The organism is Staphylococcus pasteuri (assembly GCF_003970495.1).
Lineage (GTDB): Bacteria > Bacillota > Bacilli > Staphylococcales > Staphylococcaceae > Staphylococcus > Staphylococcus pasteuri.
The window spans coordinates 13,568-28,982 of the sequence record NZ_RXWW01000073.1 but is presented as its reverse complement, the minus strand read 5'-3'; the positions used below and the strand labels follow the sequence as shown (position 1 = coordinate 28,982).

16 protein-coding genes are annotated in these 15,415 nt (G+C 30.1%); 11 read left to right on the top strand and 5 right to left on the bottom strand.

Annotation, left to right across the window (positions count from 1 at the left end; translation table 11 throughout):
• Positions 1–47 precede the first annotated feature (47 nt).
• The 5 genes from opp4A to opp4C are packed head-to-tail and all read left to right on the top strand — an operon-like array spanning position 48 to position 5,625.
• The gene (gene opp4A, locus CD121_RS10335; RefSeq protein WP_126568181.1) at positions 48–1,760 is read left to right on the top strand and encodes an oligopeptide ABC transporter substrate-binding protein; all 1,713 of its coding nucleotides are present in this window, start codon (positions 48–50) and stop codon (positions 1,758–1,760) included.
• A gap of 49 nt (positions 1,761–1,809) precedes the next feature.
• The gene (locus CD121_RS10330) at positions 1,810–2,793 is read left to right on the top strand and encodes an ABC transporter ATP-binding protein (protein ID WP_119622817.1); all 984 of its coding nucleotides are present in this window, start codon (positions 1,810–1,812) and stop codon (positions 2,791–2,793) included.
• 3 nt (positions 2,794–2,796) lie between these two features.
• Positions 2,797–3,774, top strand: coding sequence for an ABC transporter ATP-binding protein (locus CD121_RS10325; RefSeq protein ID WP_119622816.1), 978 nt, complete (start codon positions 2,797–2,799; stop codon positions 3,772–3,774).
• On the top strand, positions 3,767–4,729 hold the full coding sequence (gene opp4B, locus CD121_RS10320; protein ID WP_126568178.1) for an oligopeptide ABC transporter permease: 963 nt from the start codon (positions 3,767–3,769) through the stop codon (positions 4,727–4,729). The genes CD121_RS10325 and opp4B overlap by 8 nt, the downstream gene beginning before the upstream one ends.
• Positions 4,730–4,743: 14 nt before the next feature.
• Entirely contained in the window at positions 4,744–5,625 is an 882-nt protein-coding gene (gene opp4C / locus CD121_RS10315) for an oligopeptide ABC transporter permease (RefSeq protein ID WP_029055571.1), read from the top strand.
• Positions 5,626–5,750: 125 nt separating this feature from the next.
• Here opp4C and CD121_RS10310 read toward each other — a convergent pair whose 3' ends face one another.
• Positions 5,751–6,242: a GNAT family N-acetyltransferase gene (locus tag CD121_RS10310; RefSeq protein WP_107999951.1), complete on the bottom strand. Its 492-nt coding sequence runs from the start codon at positions 6,240–6,242 to the stop codon at positions 5,751–5,753.
• A 97-nt stretch (positions 6,243–6,339) separates the two neighbouring features.
• Positions 6,340–7,329, bottom strand: a complete 990-nt coding sequence (gene trpS, locus CD121_RS10305) for a tryptophan--tRNA ligase (protein WP_017637396.1) — start codon at positions 7,327–7,329, stop codon at positions 6,340–6,342.
• A 289-nt stretch (positions 7,330–7,618) separates the two neighbouring features.
• Between trpS and spxA the strand changes: the two genes are divergently transcribed.
• The 4 genes from spxA (at position 7,619) to pepF (ending at position 11,958) form a co-directional block, all read left to right on the top strand.
• Entirely contained in the window at positions 7,619–8,014 is a 396-nt protein-coding gene (gene spxA, locus CD121_RS10300) for a transcriptional regulator SpxA (protein ID WP_002450775.1), read from the top strand.
• Between the two features lie 262 nt (positions 8,015–8,276).
• Positions 8,277–8,996 (top strand): adaptor protein MecA, encoded by a 720-nt coding sequence (gene mecA, locus CD121_RS10295; protein ID WP_029055569.1) that lies wholly within the window; start codon positions 8,277–8,279, stop codon positions 8,994–8,996.
• Positions 8,997–9,113: 117 nt separating this feature from the next.
• The gene (locus CD121_RS10290; protein ID WP_126568175.1) at positions 9,114–10,106 is read left to right on the top strand and encodes a competence protein CoiA; all 993 of its coding nucleotides are present in this window, start codon (positions 9,114–9,116) and stop codon (positions 10,104–10,106) included.
• A gap of 43 nt (positions 10,107–10,149) precedes the next feature.
• The gene (pepF, locus tag CD121_RS10285; RefSeq protein WP_126568173.1) at positions 10,150–11,958 is read left to right on the top strand and encodes an oligoendopeptidase F; all 1,809 of its coding nucleotides are present in this window, start codon (positions 10,150–10,152) and stop codon (positions 11,956–11,958) included.
• Positions 11,959–12,278: 320 nt separating this feature from the next.
• On the opposite strand, the gene yjbH is transcribed toward pepF, so the two are convergent.
• The 3 genes from yjbH to CD121_RS10270 all read right to left on the bottom strand — a co-directional run bounded on the left by yjbH (position 12,279) and on the right by CD121_RS10270 (position 14,147).
• Positions 12,279–13,088 carry a protease adaptor protein YjbH gene (gene yjbH, locus CD121_RS10280; protein ID WP_017637392.1) on the bottom strand — a complete coding sequence of 270 codons (810 nt, stop codon included), beginning with the start codon at positions 13,086–13,088 and terminating at the stop codon, positions 12,279–12,281.
• Positions 13,089–13,104: 16 nt separating this feature from the next.
• Positions 13,105–13,476: a truncated hemoglobin YjbI gene (locus CD121_RS10275; RefSeq protein WP_029055566.1), complete on the bottom strand. Its 372-nt coding sequence runs from the start codon at positions 13,474–13,476 to the stop codon at positions 13,105–13,107.
• Positions 13,477–13,565: 89 nt separating this feature from the next.
• Positions 13,566–14,147, bottom strand: coding sequence for a CYTH domain-containing protein (locus CD121_RS10270; RefSeq protein WP_017637390.1), 582 nt, complete (start codon positions 14,145–14,147; stop codon positions 13,566–13,568).
• Between the two features lie 260 nt (positions 14,148–14,407).
• On the opposite strand from CD121_RS10270, the gene CD121_RS10265 reads away from it, so the two are divergent.
• Entirely contained in the window at positions 14,408–14,755 is a 348-nt protein-coding gene (locus tag CD121_RS10265) for a UPF0738 family protein (protein WP_126568170.1), read from the top strand.
• A gap of 16 nt (positions 14,756–14,771) precedes the next feature.
• Positions 14,772–15,407 carry a GTP diphosphokinase gene (gene yjbM / locus CD121_RS10260; RefSeq protein WP_017637388.1) on the top strand — a complete coding sequence of 212 codons (636 nt, stop codon included), beginning with the start codon at positions 14,772–14,774 and terminating at the stop codon, positions 15,405–15,407.
• The last annotated feature ends 8 nt before the right edge of the window (positions 15,408–15,415 follow it).

The following is a 15,415-nucleotide window of genomic DNA, read 5'->3' as shown; positions in this document are numbered from 1 at the left end:
GTAAAATACATTAATAACAACTAGAATCTACGAAAGGAATTAAATTTATGAAAAAGAGGATATCTAAGTATTTCATACTTATATTAACAACAATTTTTATTTTAAGTGCTTGTGGAACTAGTAAAGAAGAAAATAATAAAGACGTCTCAAAAACTGAAACTTCCAATCATAAAGGAGGTACTTTAAAGGTAGGACTTGGCCATGCACCAAGTGGTGTCTATTCTCCAATATTATCTTCAGATGCTAGTGATTCTGAAGTTGTAAATTATTTTAATGAAGGCCTACTAAAAATAGATAAAAAAATTAAACCTCAACCATATATTGCCTCATGGAAAGATATAGATCCTGGTAAAAAAATTGAATTTAAAATAAAAAAAGGAATCAAATGGCATGATGGAAATGAACTAAAAATAGATGATTGGATATACACTTTAGAGGTTTTAGCTGATAAAGATTATGACGGATCATATTATCCAAGTGTTGAAAATATAAAAGGTGCTAAAGAAAAACATGAAGGTAAAGCTAACTCAATAAGCGGTATTAGAAAAATAGATGATTATACTATGGAAGTTACTTTTGATCAGAAAAAAGTTAATTATTTAACAGGATTTCCTAGTGACGCATTATTGAGTAAAAAATATGTCGGTGATATTCCTGTAAAAGATTTAGCTAAATCGGATAAAATTAGGAAATACCCTATTGGTATTGGTCCTTATAAAGTTAAGAAAATTGTTCCAGGAGAGGCAGTGCAACTTGAAAGATTTGATGATTATTGGCAAGGCAAACCTGCTCTAGATAAAATAGAATTAAAGGTTATTGATCAACCACAGATGATAAAAGCACTAGAAAAAGGAGATATAGATTTAGTAAATAATGCAACTGGTAGTATGGCTAAAGAAGCTAAAAAGTCAAAAGAGAAATTAAAAGTTCTATCAGCACCAGGACTTGATTATGCATTTATAGGATTCGTATCTCATGATTATGATAAAGCTACAAACAAAACTGGAAAAGTTAGAACTAAATATGAGGATAAAGAACTAAGAAAAGCATTACTTTATGCATTTGATAGAAAAAAATGTATAAATGCATTTTTCCAAGGATATGGCACTGAGTTAAATACTTTCGTACCTTCTGTTCATTGGATTGCAGCAAATGATAGTGAATTAAATCACTATAATTATGATCCAGATAAAGCGAAGAAAATTTTAGATAAATTAGGATATAAAGATAAAGATGGGGATGGATTTAGAGAAGATCCGAAAGGTAAACCATTTGAAATTAATTTAAAACATTATGCAGGAACAAACCCAACTTTTGAACCAAGAACAGCTGCAATAAAAGATTTCTGGGAAAAAGTAGGACTAAAGACGAAAGTAAAAATGGTGGAATTTGGAAAATATAATGATGATTTAGCTAATGCTTCTAAAAATATGGAAGTTTACTTCAGATCATGGACAGGCGGTACTGATCCAGATCCGTCAGACTTATACCATACTGATAGACCACAAAATGAAATGAGAACAGTAATGCCTAAATCAGATAAGTATTTAGATGATGCGTTAGACTTTAATAAAGTTGGAAACAATGAACAAAAACGTAAAGATATTTATGTTAAATGGCAAAAATATATGAATGAAGAGTTACCAGCGTTGCCAATTTTACAAATAAAATCTATTAGTATCGCTAACGATAAAGTGAAAAACTACGATATAGAACTTGGAAATGATTCACCATTGTATAAAATGACAAAAGATAATTAATCTTATGCAACCTCGACATTGTGTCGAGGTTGCTTTTTAGGGGGACAGTATGAAAAAAGAATTACTTGAAATTAATGAATTAGAAACATCATTAAAAATACATAATAGCTGGCATCCAACTGTAGAAGACATAACTTTTAAATTAAATGAAGGTGAAGTTTTAGGAGTTGTAGGAGAGTCGGGTTGTGGTAAATCAATCATGAGTAAATCTATTATTAATCTTTTACCTGAGAAAATTTCTAAAATAACACATGGTGAAATTATATTTGAAGGTCAACGAATTGATAATTTTAATGCTAAAGAATTTAATAAATTACGTGGTAATGATATTGCTATGATTTTTCAAGAGCCAATGACTGCGTTGAATCCTGTATTTAAAATAAAAAATCAAATTATTGAAAATATAAGAATACATCAGCGTTTATCTAAAAAAGAAGCGTATGAAAAGGCTAAAGATTTATTAACAAAGGTAGGTATACCTAGACAAGATGAAATATTAAATAGCTATCCACATCAACTTTCAGGCGGTATGCGACAAAGAGTAATGATTGCAATGGCAATATGTTGTTCACCTAAACTATTAATAGCCGATGAGCCAACAACTGCCCTTGATGTAACAATACAAGCTCAAATATTAGAACTATTAAAACAAATCCAAAAAGAAAATAACATGGCAATTATTTTAATTACACATGACTTAAGTGTTGTTTCAGAATTTTGTGATAAGGTGATGGTAATGTATGCGGGTCAAATTGTAGAGTATGGTGATTTGGAAGATATTATTGTAAGACCTAAACATCCATATACTAAAAAACTACTAAACACATTACCAAAACTTGATGAAGTTAAAGAACGTCTAGATACAATAGAAGGAATTGTTCCTTCTATCTTAGAATTTGGTCATAACCACTGTCGTTTTGCAAATAGATGTTCTGAAAAAATAAAAATTTGTGACAAAGTCCATCCAAAATTTATGAAAGATAAGGATAGATTAGTACGTTGTCATTTATATGACAATAAAAGTGAGGGGTAATTTATGGAGAACATCTTAGAAGTAAAAAAGCTTAAAAAATACTACCCAATTAAAAGTTCAATATTTAATAAAAAAAGATTTGTCAAAGCTGTAGATGATGTTTCATTTCATATAAAAAAAGGACAAACATTTGGTTTAGTAGGAGAATCTGGTTGTGGAAAATCTACAATAGGAAAGTCTATTTTACGTTTAGAAGACGTAACTTCAGGTGACATCATTTTAGATGGGGAAAATATCACACATTTAAAAGGGAGAAAATTAAGAGAAGCTAGACAAAACTTTCAAATCATTTTTCAAGATCCTTATGCTTCATTAAATCCTATGCAAATGATTGGTAACATTATTGCTGAACCAATATTGAACTATAAAAAGATAAATAAAAATGATGTAAAAGCTGAAGTGTTACATTTATTAAAATGTGTGGGTTTAAATGAAGATGCTTATTATAAGTATGCACATGAATTTTCAGGTGGTCAGCGTCAACGAGTGGGTATCGCTAGAGCAATTGCATTAAAACCTAAACTTATTATTGCAGATGAACCTGTTAGTGCTTTAGATGTTTCAGTTCAATCACAAGTATTAAATATTTTAAAGGATTTACAAGAAGAATTTAATCTAAGTTTATTATTTATAGCTCATGATTTAAGTGTGGTTAAGCATATAAGTGATGTTATTGGTGTAATGTATCTTGGCCATATTGTAGAAATAGCTTCTGATTCAGATATTTACAACAGACCTTTACATCCTTATACTCAAGCATTAATATCATCAATTCCACAATTCAATTCTAGTAGAAAGAAAAGAGAATTGTTGAAAGGAGAATTACCTTCTCCAAGTAACCCACCAAAAGGTTGTCCGTTTCAAACTAGATGTCCATATGTAAAAGAAATATGTCGAGAAAAAATGCCTAAATTAAAAGAACATATAAAAGGACATCAAGTAGCTTGTTTCTATCCGAAAGTGGGGGGATTTAATGCTTAAATTAATTTTAAAAAGACTTGGTCTAATGGTACCGTTATTAATTTTAATATCAATGGTTGTATTTGCATTAGCTATTATTCAGCCAGGAGATCCATTTTCTGGGCAACATGGACCAAATGTAAAACAAGAAGCAATAGAAGCTCAAAGAGAAAAACTGGGTTTAAATGATTCAATAACTACTCAATACATAAGATGGGCTAATAATATTCTACATGGAGATTTTGGAGAATCCATAAAATATAAACGGCCTGTTCTTGACTTAATAGAAGAAAGATTACCTAACACTATTTTATTAGGAACAGTGTCACTAATTATTACTTATGTAATTTCTTTTGCTTTAGGAATATATTCTGGAAGATATGCTTATAGTATTGGAGACTATTCAATACAAGTATTTAACTATCTAATGTTAGCCATTCCATCGTTTATTGCTGGTGTATTTGCAATTTTTCTTTTTGCATTTAATTTTCATATTTTCCCGTTTCAAGGTTCGGTCGATATCAATTTAGAAGAAGGTTCATTAGCTTACTATCTCAGTAAGTTATATCATACAATACTACCTGCTACAACACTCGGATTACTATCTACGGCTGGTTATATTCAATATCTAAGAAACGACATAATTGAGAACTCTAAAAAGGATTATGTATTAACTGCTAGAGCAAAAGGATTGTCAGATAATAAAATTTACTTTAAACATATTTTAAGAAATTCTTTGATTCCTATAATTACCTTTTTAGGTGCAGATATAGTTAGTATTCTTGGAGGAGCAGTTATAACTGAAACTATATTTTCATATAATGGAGTTGGAAAATTATTTTTAGAATCAGTAACTGGGCAAGATTATTCACTAATGATGGCTTTAACTTTATTTTTTTCATTTTTAGGATTACTTGGAAATTTAATATCAGATATAACATATGGTTTAGTTGATCCTAGAATTAGAAGTAATTAACAAGGGGGACAACTATGAATCAAAAGTCAAAATCGCCTTTTAAAATTGCATTAAATAAGTTTTATCATAACAAAATTGCGATGATATCTTTATTTTTTTTGATAACTGTTATTATTATTTCAATATTAGCACCATTGATTGCACCACTTCCTATAAATAAACAAGATTTATTGAATATTAAAGGTGACATGTCTCTAGAAAATATTTTAGGAACTGACTCAGGTGGTAGAGATAACTTTAGCAGATTGCTTTATGCCGGTAGAATTTCCTTAAGTATAGGAATAATTTCAACTTTAGGAATGTTAATAATAGGTATTACAATAGGTACATTATCTGGGTACTTTGGTGGCATTATTGATACTGTAATGATGAGAATTACTGAATTTGTGATGCTGTTTCCGTTCTTAATATTTGCAATTGTATTAAATGCAGCTTTAGGTGATAAGATTAAAAATCCATACGGGTCAGCGATTATTTTAGTATTTGTAATTATCATTTTGAGTTGGGGTGGTATTGCTAGATTAGTTAGAGGCAAGGTTATGCAAGAAAAAGAAAACGAATATTTTTTAGCTGCTAAATCTATAGGTACTCCTACTCATAAAATTATATTTAAGCACTTATTACCAAATATAATAAGTGTTGTGATAGTGCAAGCTACTTTAACATTTGCGGGAATGATTGTTGTAGAATCTGGATTAAGTTTTTTAGGATTTGGAATTAGTAAAGCAATACCATCTTGGGGAAATATGTTAAGTGATGCTCAAGAGGGTGATGTGATTAGTGGAAAACCATGGATATGGATGCCACCAGCGTTAATGATAACATTAACTATTTTAAGTATTAATTTTGTTGGTGAAGGTTTAAAAGATGCATTTAATCCTAAAGGGCGCAGGTAAAGAAAATAGTTAATCAATCGATAGAGAAACTGGTAAAAAGAAAAAATAATTAAATTAAAAATGGCGGAGAAAAGCGTATTGATACGTTTTTTCTTCGCCATTTAATTTATATCATTTATGATCAACTAATGTTTAAATTCCTTCATTAAATTAAACCATTTTATACCACCATGTTGGGAACTAGAAACCCCTTTATTGACGTAACCATATTTTTCATAAAATGGTATCAGTTCTTCTTTACAGGTTAATGTTATACCTAAACGATGATGTGTTTTAGCTCGTTGTTCTATCTCATTTAGCAATTTACCAGCAAGTCCTTGATTTCTTTGTGATTGATCAACGACTAATCCTAATATAGCTACATAACCTCCAATTGTTGGATTCTCATCTATACTTTCAAATAAGTCATCAGTAATGAATGGTTGATTAATTACCGGTCCATTAATATAACCAACAACCTTTTCATTCAATTCAGCGATAATAAATGTATCATTAATCATTTCAATTCTTTTTATTAAAGCTGATTTTGTTGCTGCTTCTTCTGGTGTAAAACCTTGGTTTTCAATAATTAAGATTTCTTCTAAATCTTCTATTTTGGCATTTCTAAATTGATACAAAATAGCTCCCCCCTAAAATACTTTATGAAATTTTGATATAAAAGAAACCATTCAAAGTATAAACACTTTGAATGGAAAATTAATTTTCGATAATAATTTATCTTTTACGTCCTAAGCCCATAGCTTTTTCCATTTTTTTCAACGTTTTAAATGAAGCTTTTTGAGCTTTGTCTCTACCTTTATCTAAGATATCATCTAGTTCATCAGAATTATAATAAGATTCATATTTTTCTTGGAAATCGATTAAGAATGATTTTACAATTTCTGCTAAATCACCTTTGAATTTACCATAACCCTCTCCAACGTATTTCGCTTCAATATCTTTAATTGTTTCATTAGTTAGTCCTGAATAAATAGATAATAAATTAGAAACGCCTGGTTTATTGTCACGATCAAACTTAATAACACCATCGGAATCTGTGACAGCACTTTTAATTTTTTTAGCTGCAACATTTGGTTCATCTAATAATGAGATAAAGTTCTTTTGGTTATCGTCACTTTTACTCATTTTTTTAGTAGGGTCTTGTAAACTCATAACACGTCCGCCGACTTTAGGCATACGAATTTCTGGTTTAGTCAATACGTCGTTATATTTACTATTGAATCTGTCTACTAAGTTACGAGTTAATTCCATATGTTGCTTTTGATCTTCTCCAACAGGAACAATATTTGTATTATAAATAACGATATCAGCTGCCATTAAAGGTGGATATGTAAGTAATCCTGCTGGTACTCCGTCAGTTCGTTTTTGCGCTTTGTCTTTAAATTGTGTCATACGTTCTAATTCACCGATTGAAGCGATTGTAGTGAGCATCCATCCAGCTTGGACATGTGCTGGTACTTCTGACTGTATAAATAGTGTTGATTTATCAGAATCAATGCCTGATGCTAAATAAATCGCAGCTAATTGTCTGATTTGTTTACGTAACTTCAAGCGGTCTTGTGGTACTGTGATAGCATGTTGGTCAACAATACAAAAGAAACATTCATAGTCATTTTGAATTTCTTCGAATTGTTTTAATGCACCTATATAATTACCAATTGTAGGTATACCACTTGGTTGAATGCCTGAAAATAATGTTTCCATATAAGATGCCTACTTTCTCAAATAATATTTACATATCATTATAACAGTATTTCTTTAAAATGTAAGTTGTGTTAAGATGAATGTATATTTAAGCATTGAAATATTTTGAGAGACTATTTTGAATTATTTCAAAATTTCTCAGAAAAATTAGGATTTTCTCATTTAATTTTAATGTTAGATGGGTATAATGTAAAATGTAAGGTTAAGAAAGCGAAAGAAACATAAATTTCTTTAATCTATAACATATTTAAAAATAACGAATGAATCCAATTATAGGAGAGTGAGATGTATGGTAACATTATTTACTTCACCAAGTTGCACATCTTGCCGTAAAGCGAAAGCATGGTTACAAGAACATGACATTCCATATACGGAGCGTAACATTTTTTCTGAACATTTAACAATTGATGAAATTAAATTAATTTTAAAAATGACTGAAGACGGAACTGATGAGATTATTTCAACTCGTTCTAAAACATACCAAAAATTGAATGTTGATATTGATTCTTTACCATTACAAGATTTATACTCAATTATTCAAGATAATCCTGGTTTACTACGTCGTCCAATTATTTTAGACGATAAACGTTTACAAGTTGGTTATAACGAAGATGAAATTAGACGTTTCTTACCAAGAAAAGTCCGTACGTTCCAATTACAAGAAGCTCAACGTTTGGTTGACTAATAACTTTAATAACTATGTGATTTAATCACTTTACTAAAAGATATTACAACAACACTATTTTTGAAATGGTGTTGTTTTTTGTATATTATAGAAGTTGAATTGAGTCATAGATGGTTGTTTTTTACCTATGAAAATGGGGAATATAACACTATAAGAACCTCATAAAAATATAGTTAAATTTAATCAAACAAATAGATTGTAATTTAAGTCACGTTCTAATACAATATGGTTACTATTCATCGACTGTAAGGAGTGAGATGATATGAGAATAGAACGCGTAGATGATACAACAGTTAAATTGTTTATAACATATAGCGATATAGAAGCGCGTGGCTTTAGTCGTGAAGATTTATGGACAAACCGCAAACGTGGAGAAGAATTCTTTTGGTCTATGATGGATGAAATCAATGAAGAAGAAGATTTTGTTGTTGAAGGTCCATTATGGATTCAAGTACATGCCTTTGAAAAGGGTGTGGAAGTGACTATTTCTAAGTCTAAAAATGAAGAAGCTATGAATATGGCTGATGATAATCATTTTGATCAATTTGATGACCAAGTAAATGAACTTCTAGCTCAAACACTTGAAAGTGAAGATAATGTAGAAAATATATTTGAACAACGCGATCAACAAAAGAAAGCACAACAAGAACAACCTCAAAGACAGCGTAAACAAGCAAGTATGCGTACTGTCATAGTTAAATTTGAAGATCTAGAGCAAGTAATAAATTATGCTTATCACAACAATCAAAGTACAGTAGAGTTTGAAGATTTACTTTACATGATTGATTCACAATATTATTATGCTATCCATTTTGATGAAAATGTAGATCAAGAGACAATTAATGATAGTTATAGTCAATTGTTAGAATTTGCTTATCCAACAGATAAAACTGAAGTGTACTTGAATGACTACGGTAAAATCATTATGAGTCACAATGTCACTTCTCAAATGCGTCGTTATTTTACTGACGCAACTGAATAAAAATAGTATTTTAGACGAGACATGAAAGTGTCTCGTTTTTTTATGGAATTCTTTAAACTTATGTGTTGTCAAAAGTAAAAATAGTGTTTGCTTCGTTAATATTTATGAGGTGAACGTATGTTAGAAGCTTTAAATCATAACAATGAACATATCTTAGCTAAAAACGCCATTAAAAATGTGGATTATTATTGTCCTCATTGCCATTCAAAATTAATTTTGAAAAAAGGAATAAAAGTTATGCCTCATTTTGCACATGAAAGCCAGAGTCAAAGATGGTGTGCAAAAGGTGAATCAGAACTTCACTATCACGCAAAATACCAATTAGCAACTATGTTAAAACGATTAGGATATACTGTCCGAATTGAGCCATTTTACAAATTGATTAATCAATTACCAGATATAGTAGTTAACGATAAAATAGCGTTAGAATTACAGTTTTCTATGATTAGTTTATCCAAGATACGACTACGTAGTGACGGTCTGAATAGTATTGGATTACATCCCATATGGATTGTTAAAGATATTAAATATGATAAAAGCAAAATGATGCTAAGTCTAAGTGACTTTCAAGCAAGTACTATTGATTGTGAAACTAAGAGACTTTTAACTTGGAATGAACAAGATAAGTCACCTATAGTTTATTCAGATATACAACATATTGGTGGTAAGACGTTTAAAGCAAGAAGACAAACATTGATAAACTATTTAGATAAGGCTAATAAACTTAGTCATAGTTCAAATACAATTTATAAACTGAGTAATCAAAAGATTTTAAAATATATACAACGATGTCGTTGGAAGAATTCAGTATTAGAGCCTACTTTAAGTGCGATGTATCAATTACAATTGTTTGAGGATAAGGTGGCGTATAAAGTGGGATTTATCGTACCTCATCAAATATATATCAAAACCCATCCTATCGAATGGCAACTTCAATTATTGTTATTAGAGAAAGAAAAACGATTGAATTATCAATACTTTGAAAAATGCCTTGAATTCAGACAATTTTCAAATTCTACAAAAGCTAAAATTGAGATTATTAAGGCAATAATAATGGAATATCAATATGCTATAAATCTTAACAGTAAAGACGTGCAAATTATCTACTAAAATGAGAAAATTAAGTTATTGAGAATTTCGAGGAGGTTTATTTATGAATCAACAATTAACTAGAGAAGAACAGGAACGTAAATATCCTGAATATACATGGGATCTAACAACGATTTTCCCAAACAATGAAGCATTTGAAGAAGCATTTAAAGAAGTTGAAAATGATATCGGTAAAGAAGAGCAATTTAAAGGGCACTTAGGTGACAGTGCCGAAACTTTATATGAAGCATTAGCATTAGAAGATGAAATAGGTACTAAATTAGAGAAGGTGTATGTTTATGCTCATCTTAAACAAGACCAAGATACTGCTAATGATCAATATACTGGTATGGAATCACGTGCACACCAATTAATTATTAAATACAGTTCAGCATGGAGTTTCTTAGTGCCAGAAATTTTACAAATTGATGAAGCGACAATTCAATCGTTTATTCAATCTAACGATAAATTAAAACAATATGAGTTCGATTTACAACTTATTAATGAAAAACGTCCACATATTTTAGATGCTGATACTGAAAAATTACTTACTGAAGCTCAAGATGCTTTATCTACTCCATCAAATGTATATGGAATGTTCAGTAATGCTGATCTAGAATTTGAAGATGCTATAGATAAAGATGGAGAAGCACATCCACTTACACAAGGTACTTTTATTAAATATCTAGAATCAGATGATAGAGTATTAAGAGAATCTGCTTTCAGAAATGTTTATAAAGCTTATGGAGCACATAATAATACTTTAGGTGCAACATTAGCAGGTGAAGTTAAGAAAAATGTCTTTAACGCTCGTACACACCATTACAATTCTGCACGTGAAAAAGCTTTAAGTAATAATCATATTCCAGAAGAAGTTTATGATAACTTAGTGAAAACAGTTCACAAATACTTACCTTTACTTCATAGATATACTAAATTGCGTCAAGAGTTATTATGTATTGATGATTTGAAAATGTATGATTTATATACACCATTAGTAAAAGATGTTAAATTTGAAATGCCTTATGAAGAAGCTAAATCATGGATGTTAAAAGCACTTGAACCTATGGGTGAAGAATATTTAAATGTAGTTAAAGAAGGACTAGAAAATCGCTGGGTAGATGTATATGAAAATAAGGGTAAACGTTCAGGCGGCTACTCATCAGGTGCGCATTTAACAAACCCGTTCATCTTATTAAATTGGTCAGATACAGTATCTGATTTATATACATTAGTTCATGAATTTGGTCATTCAGCTCATAGTTATTTCAGTCGTCAAAACCAACCTTCAAACTTAAGTGATTATACTATATTTGTAGCAGAAGTTGCTTCAACTTGTAATGAAGCATTACTAAGTGACTATATGGATAAACATCTTGACGATGAAAGACGCTTATTACTTCTAAACCAAGAATTAGAACGATTTAGAGCAACTCTATTCCGTCAAACTATGTTTGCTGAATTTGAACATAAAATTCATCAAATTGAAGAAGCGGGTGAACCATTAACACCTAATCGTATGAATGAAGAATATGCCAAATTGAATAAACAATATTTTGGAGATGCTGTCGAAACTGATGAAGATATCAGTAAAGAATGGTCTCGAATTCCACACTTCTATATGAATTATTATGTATATCAATACGCAACAGGCTATAGTGCTGCACAAAGTTTAAGTCATCAAATTTTGACAGAAGGGCAACCAGCTGTTGAAAGATATATTAATGAATTCTTGAAAAAAGGTAGTTCAAATTATCCAATTGAAATACTAAAAAATGCGGGTGTAGATATGACAACACCAGAACCAATTGAACAAGCATGTGAAGTCTTTGAACAAAAATTAGATGCTTTTGAAAAGCTAATGAAAGCTTAATATGATTGAATTCGCTTACATTATGAACAGATTGTGACAATTTAAAATTTAATAAACTGAATGGTTGAAATGGGGTATGTGTCGTGTTATATTATGAACATGAAATTAATCACATAACAAACATACCCCTTTGTTTGAAGTGAAAAATTTCTCCCATCCCCTTTGTTTAGCGTCGTGTAATCAGACACGGCGTTTTTTTTATTTATTATAAAATTATACGTTGAACAATATACATAAATTATACAATTAATGAATAAACAAAAAGCCAGCACAAAAGATTATTTAAAATCATTTTGTGTTGGCTTTATTAATATTTATATTTAACAATTAGGTTTGGGCATTTTTGATTTCCAAAATTTACCTTCAGGATAATTAAGTTTTTCAACTTTTTGCTGAAGCATTAATTTTTTTAGTTCTTTATTAAGTAATTTCTCAGGCCATTCATATATAGTAAGCAATTCTTCCATTGTAACAAGTTGCTTTTGTTGAATGTATGTCTCTAATTTTGGTGGTAAGTTCTTTTCAATAGGACTACCCATAAGTTCGTTAATAATATATGTGTATATATGGTAAGGATATAATCCTTCAACTTTTAAACCTTCTTCGTGCACATCTTCATTGAAAAAGACGAGAGAAGGGGATTGTTCAATTTCCATTTCACGTGCTATATGCAAGTCAACTTTTAAACTTTCAGTAAGTTTACTTTTTTGTAAGTCTTCTTTAAACACTTCATAATCTATTCCAGCATTTTTTACACAATCACATATCATTTCTTCAGTGATAATATCACGCTTTGGAATAATTTCATTTTGCATTAAATGAATAAAACGCTCAGCTCTTAAACGACCTTGTAATTCAGCCGCTTTATAAGCAAGGGCAATATTATCAAAATCAGAGGTGCTTTGTGCTTGGCATTTTGTTAAAACTTTTAATGAAGGATTAAGAATATGTCTAACACGTATATATTGATTATATTCAATTCTTAATTTAGATAAAATTGCGGATAATTTAAAGCAATCTTTACTAAAGGGATCGAAAAAAGAGTAAATTTCTATTTTGCATACAGGTGATAGATCAGTATTTGCATCTTCACAACTCTTATTCTCCATTACTCTTAACTCTTCAGCCATGTCATTTCACCTACAATTAATTTTCGGAATTTACCATGTGATTAGCTGTTAGTCGCAATCTTTCATATAAATAGTCTCCAACCCCAGCGGGAAAATTAGCGTGGGTAATCGCAATAGACATATTTTCTAACCAAGCATCGCGTTCAAATTCAGTAATTGTAAATTCCATATGTCGTCTTTTTAACATGGGGTGTCCATGTTCTTGAGTATATAAATCAGGGCCACCTAAAAACTGAGTTAAAAATTGTTTTTGCTTTCGACTCGTTTCTTTAAAATCACCAGGGAATAAATGATTAATTCTATCGTCTTGTTCAACTAACGAGTAAAAATGATCAATCATTTGATATAGTGCGTCTTGCCCGATGATGTCATAAGGTGTTCTAGGCATATTATCACCGTGTTCCATTAATATATATCTAATATAACATGAATTTTTACATATGAAAGTAATTTGCATTATAGCTATTTTTTGCTAATTTAAGATAATTCTTTTTTTCGTTCAAAGAATCGTTGAACTTTATTCAATGGTTTTTGGTGAGCCAGATTAAATGACTGAAGTAACTCATTGAATTTTGTTAAACCTTCTTCATATTGGTTAACTTCAAATTCAAGTTCATAATCCTCAGTGCCCAGATATTCACTTTTATCCAGTACAAGTAATTCATTTTTATAATTGGTTTCCATTCGATATGTTGTTAATGCACCTAAAATAGATAAACTACCATCTTGAATGCCGTATTTTTCAGATATAATATGTCTAATGTCTGATGGTAATTGATCGTGGCTAATTACTTTATTAATTTTAGGTTCTATAGATACATCAAAATTATATTCTGTTAAACCGACTTCTGCTGGAACTTTAAGCGTCATTTCATAAGTATCGTCTTTCACACGTATTCTTAAAGCCGATTGATTTGATTTTAATTTAAAATCCTCAGTGTCAATATAATAGTTAATTTGTTTAAAAGGAGTATCGTCCTTAAAGTATTTGTGTTTAATGTCATTATATACATTTTCATTTAGTATTTGTTTAAATTCAATTTCATTATTAGTTGCCATGATAGAGATACACCCCGATACTTTTCTTTGTGTTTATTTTAAATTTATCAATATTATGCCGTAAATCATCTATGATTTAAAGTAATTTTGATCATTTTGACGATGTACATTTTTACATATATTTTAATAATATCAGACATATACTTTTGGTTTTAATCTGAACAATCATAAACCTAATAATAATGTAAGAATAATGGCATAGATATGTGTGTTGAATGGCCAAATTATGTTAAACTAATATGGAATAAGGAGGGGCAAGCATGCGTATATATATAAATGAGATAAAAGTGAAAGATGATACAATTTATTGTTATTCAGAAGATTCTATTGAAGGATTAGAAGAAGTAGGACAAATGCTTGTTGACAGTGATAACTACGGATTTGCATACATATTAGATGATGGACAATCCTATTCGTATTTGATCTTTGTTGAAGAAACATGGTCAATGCTACATGAAAATAAAGGTAAAAAACTAGTCGTAAATGAAACGTTAGAACTTAAACATTTCCAAGAAGAATTAGATTTCATATTGGATAATATAGAAGGTAATAATAACTATGGTAAGGAGTTTGTTTCTGCTGTTGAAAAAACTTTTGAACTAGAATGAAGCGGAGTGAATGAATATGAACCAGTGGGATCAATTTTTAACACCTTATAAACAGGCCGTTAATGAATTAAAAGTAAAATTAAAAGGATTACGTAGACAATATGAAATTAGTGAACATAGTTCTCCCATTGAATTCGTAACAGGCCGCGTAAAACCTATTTCAAGTATAATTGATAAAGCCAATAAACGTGGAATTCAATTTGATAGATTAAGAGAAGAAATGTATGACATAGCTGGGTTACGAATTATGTGTCAATTTGTTGATGACATCGATGTAGTTGTCAATATTTTACGTCAACGTAAAGACTTTAGCGTCGTTGAAGAAAGAGACTATATTCGTAATACTAAAGAAAGTGGTTACCGTTCTTATCATGTCATCATTGAATATCCAATTGAAACATTGAGTGGACAAAAGTCGATATTAGCTGAAATTCAAATTAGAACATTGGCAATGAACTTTTGGTCAACGATTGAGCATACATTGCGTTATAAATATGATGGGGATTATCCAAGTGAGATACAACATCGTTTAGAAAGAGCAGCTGAAGCGGCATACTTATTAGATGAAGAAATGTCTGAAATCAAAGATGAAATTCAAGAAGCACAAAAATACTATACTCAAAAGCGTGCAAAAAAGCATGAAAATGACTAATGAGGTGT

Coding starts and splice junctions, on each gene's coding strand:
- spxA (WP_002450775.1), top strand. CDS start 7,619: ATGGTAACATTATTTACTTCACCAAGTTGCACATCTTGCCGTAAAGCG.
- opp4B (WP_126568178.1), top strand. CDS start 3,767: ATGCTTAAATTAATTTTAAAAAGACTTGGTCTAATGGTACCGTTATTA.
- yjbM (WP_017637388.1), top strand. CDS start 14,772: ATGAACCAGTGGGATCAATTTTTAACACCTTATAAACAGGCCGTTAAT.
- CD121_RS10270 (WP_017637390.1), bottom strand. CDS start 14,147: ATGGCAACTAATAATGAAATTGAATTTAAACAAATACTAAATGAAAAT.
- CD121_RS10275 (WP_029055566.1), bottom strand. CDS start 13,476: ATGCCTAGAACACCTTATGACATCATCGGGCAAGACGCACTATATCAA.
- CD121_RS10265 (WP_126568170.1), top strand. CDS start 14,408: ATGCGTATATATATAAATGAGATAAAAGTGAAAGATGATACAATTTAT.
- CD121_RS10290 (WP_126568175.1), top strand. CDS start 9,114: ATGTTAGAAGCTTTAAATCATAACAATGAACATATCTTAGCTAAAAAC.
- CD121_RS10330 (WP_119622817.1), top strand. CDS start 1,810: ATGAAAAAAGAATTACTTGAAATTAATGAATTAGAAACATCATTAAAA.
- trpS (WP_017637396.1), bottom strand. CDS start 7,329: ATGGAAACATTATTTTCAGGCATTCAACCAAGTGGTATACCTACAATT.
- opp4A (WP_126568181.1), top strand. CDS start 48: ATGAAAAAGAGGATATCTAAGTATTTCATACTTATATTAACAACAATT.
- pepF (WP_126568173.1), top strand. CDS start 10,150: ATGAATCAACAATTAACTAGAGAAGAACAGGAACGTAAATATCCTGAA.
- opp4C (WP_029055571.1), top strand. CDS start 4,744: ATGAATCAAAAGTCAAAATCGCCTTTTAAAATTGCATTAAATAAGTTT.
- CD121_RS10325 (WP_119622816.1), top strand. CDS start 2,797: ATGGAGAACATCTTAGAAGTAAAAAAGCTTAAAAAATACTACCCAATT.
- yjbH (WP_017637392.1), bottom strand. CDS start 13,088: ATGGCTGAAGAGTTAAGAGTAATGGAGAATAAGAGTTGTGAAGATGCA.
- mecA (WP_029055569.1), top strand. CDS start 8,277: ATGAGAATAGAACGCGTAGATGATACAACAGTTAAATTGTTTATAACA.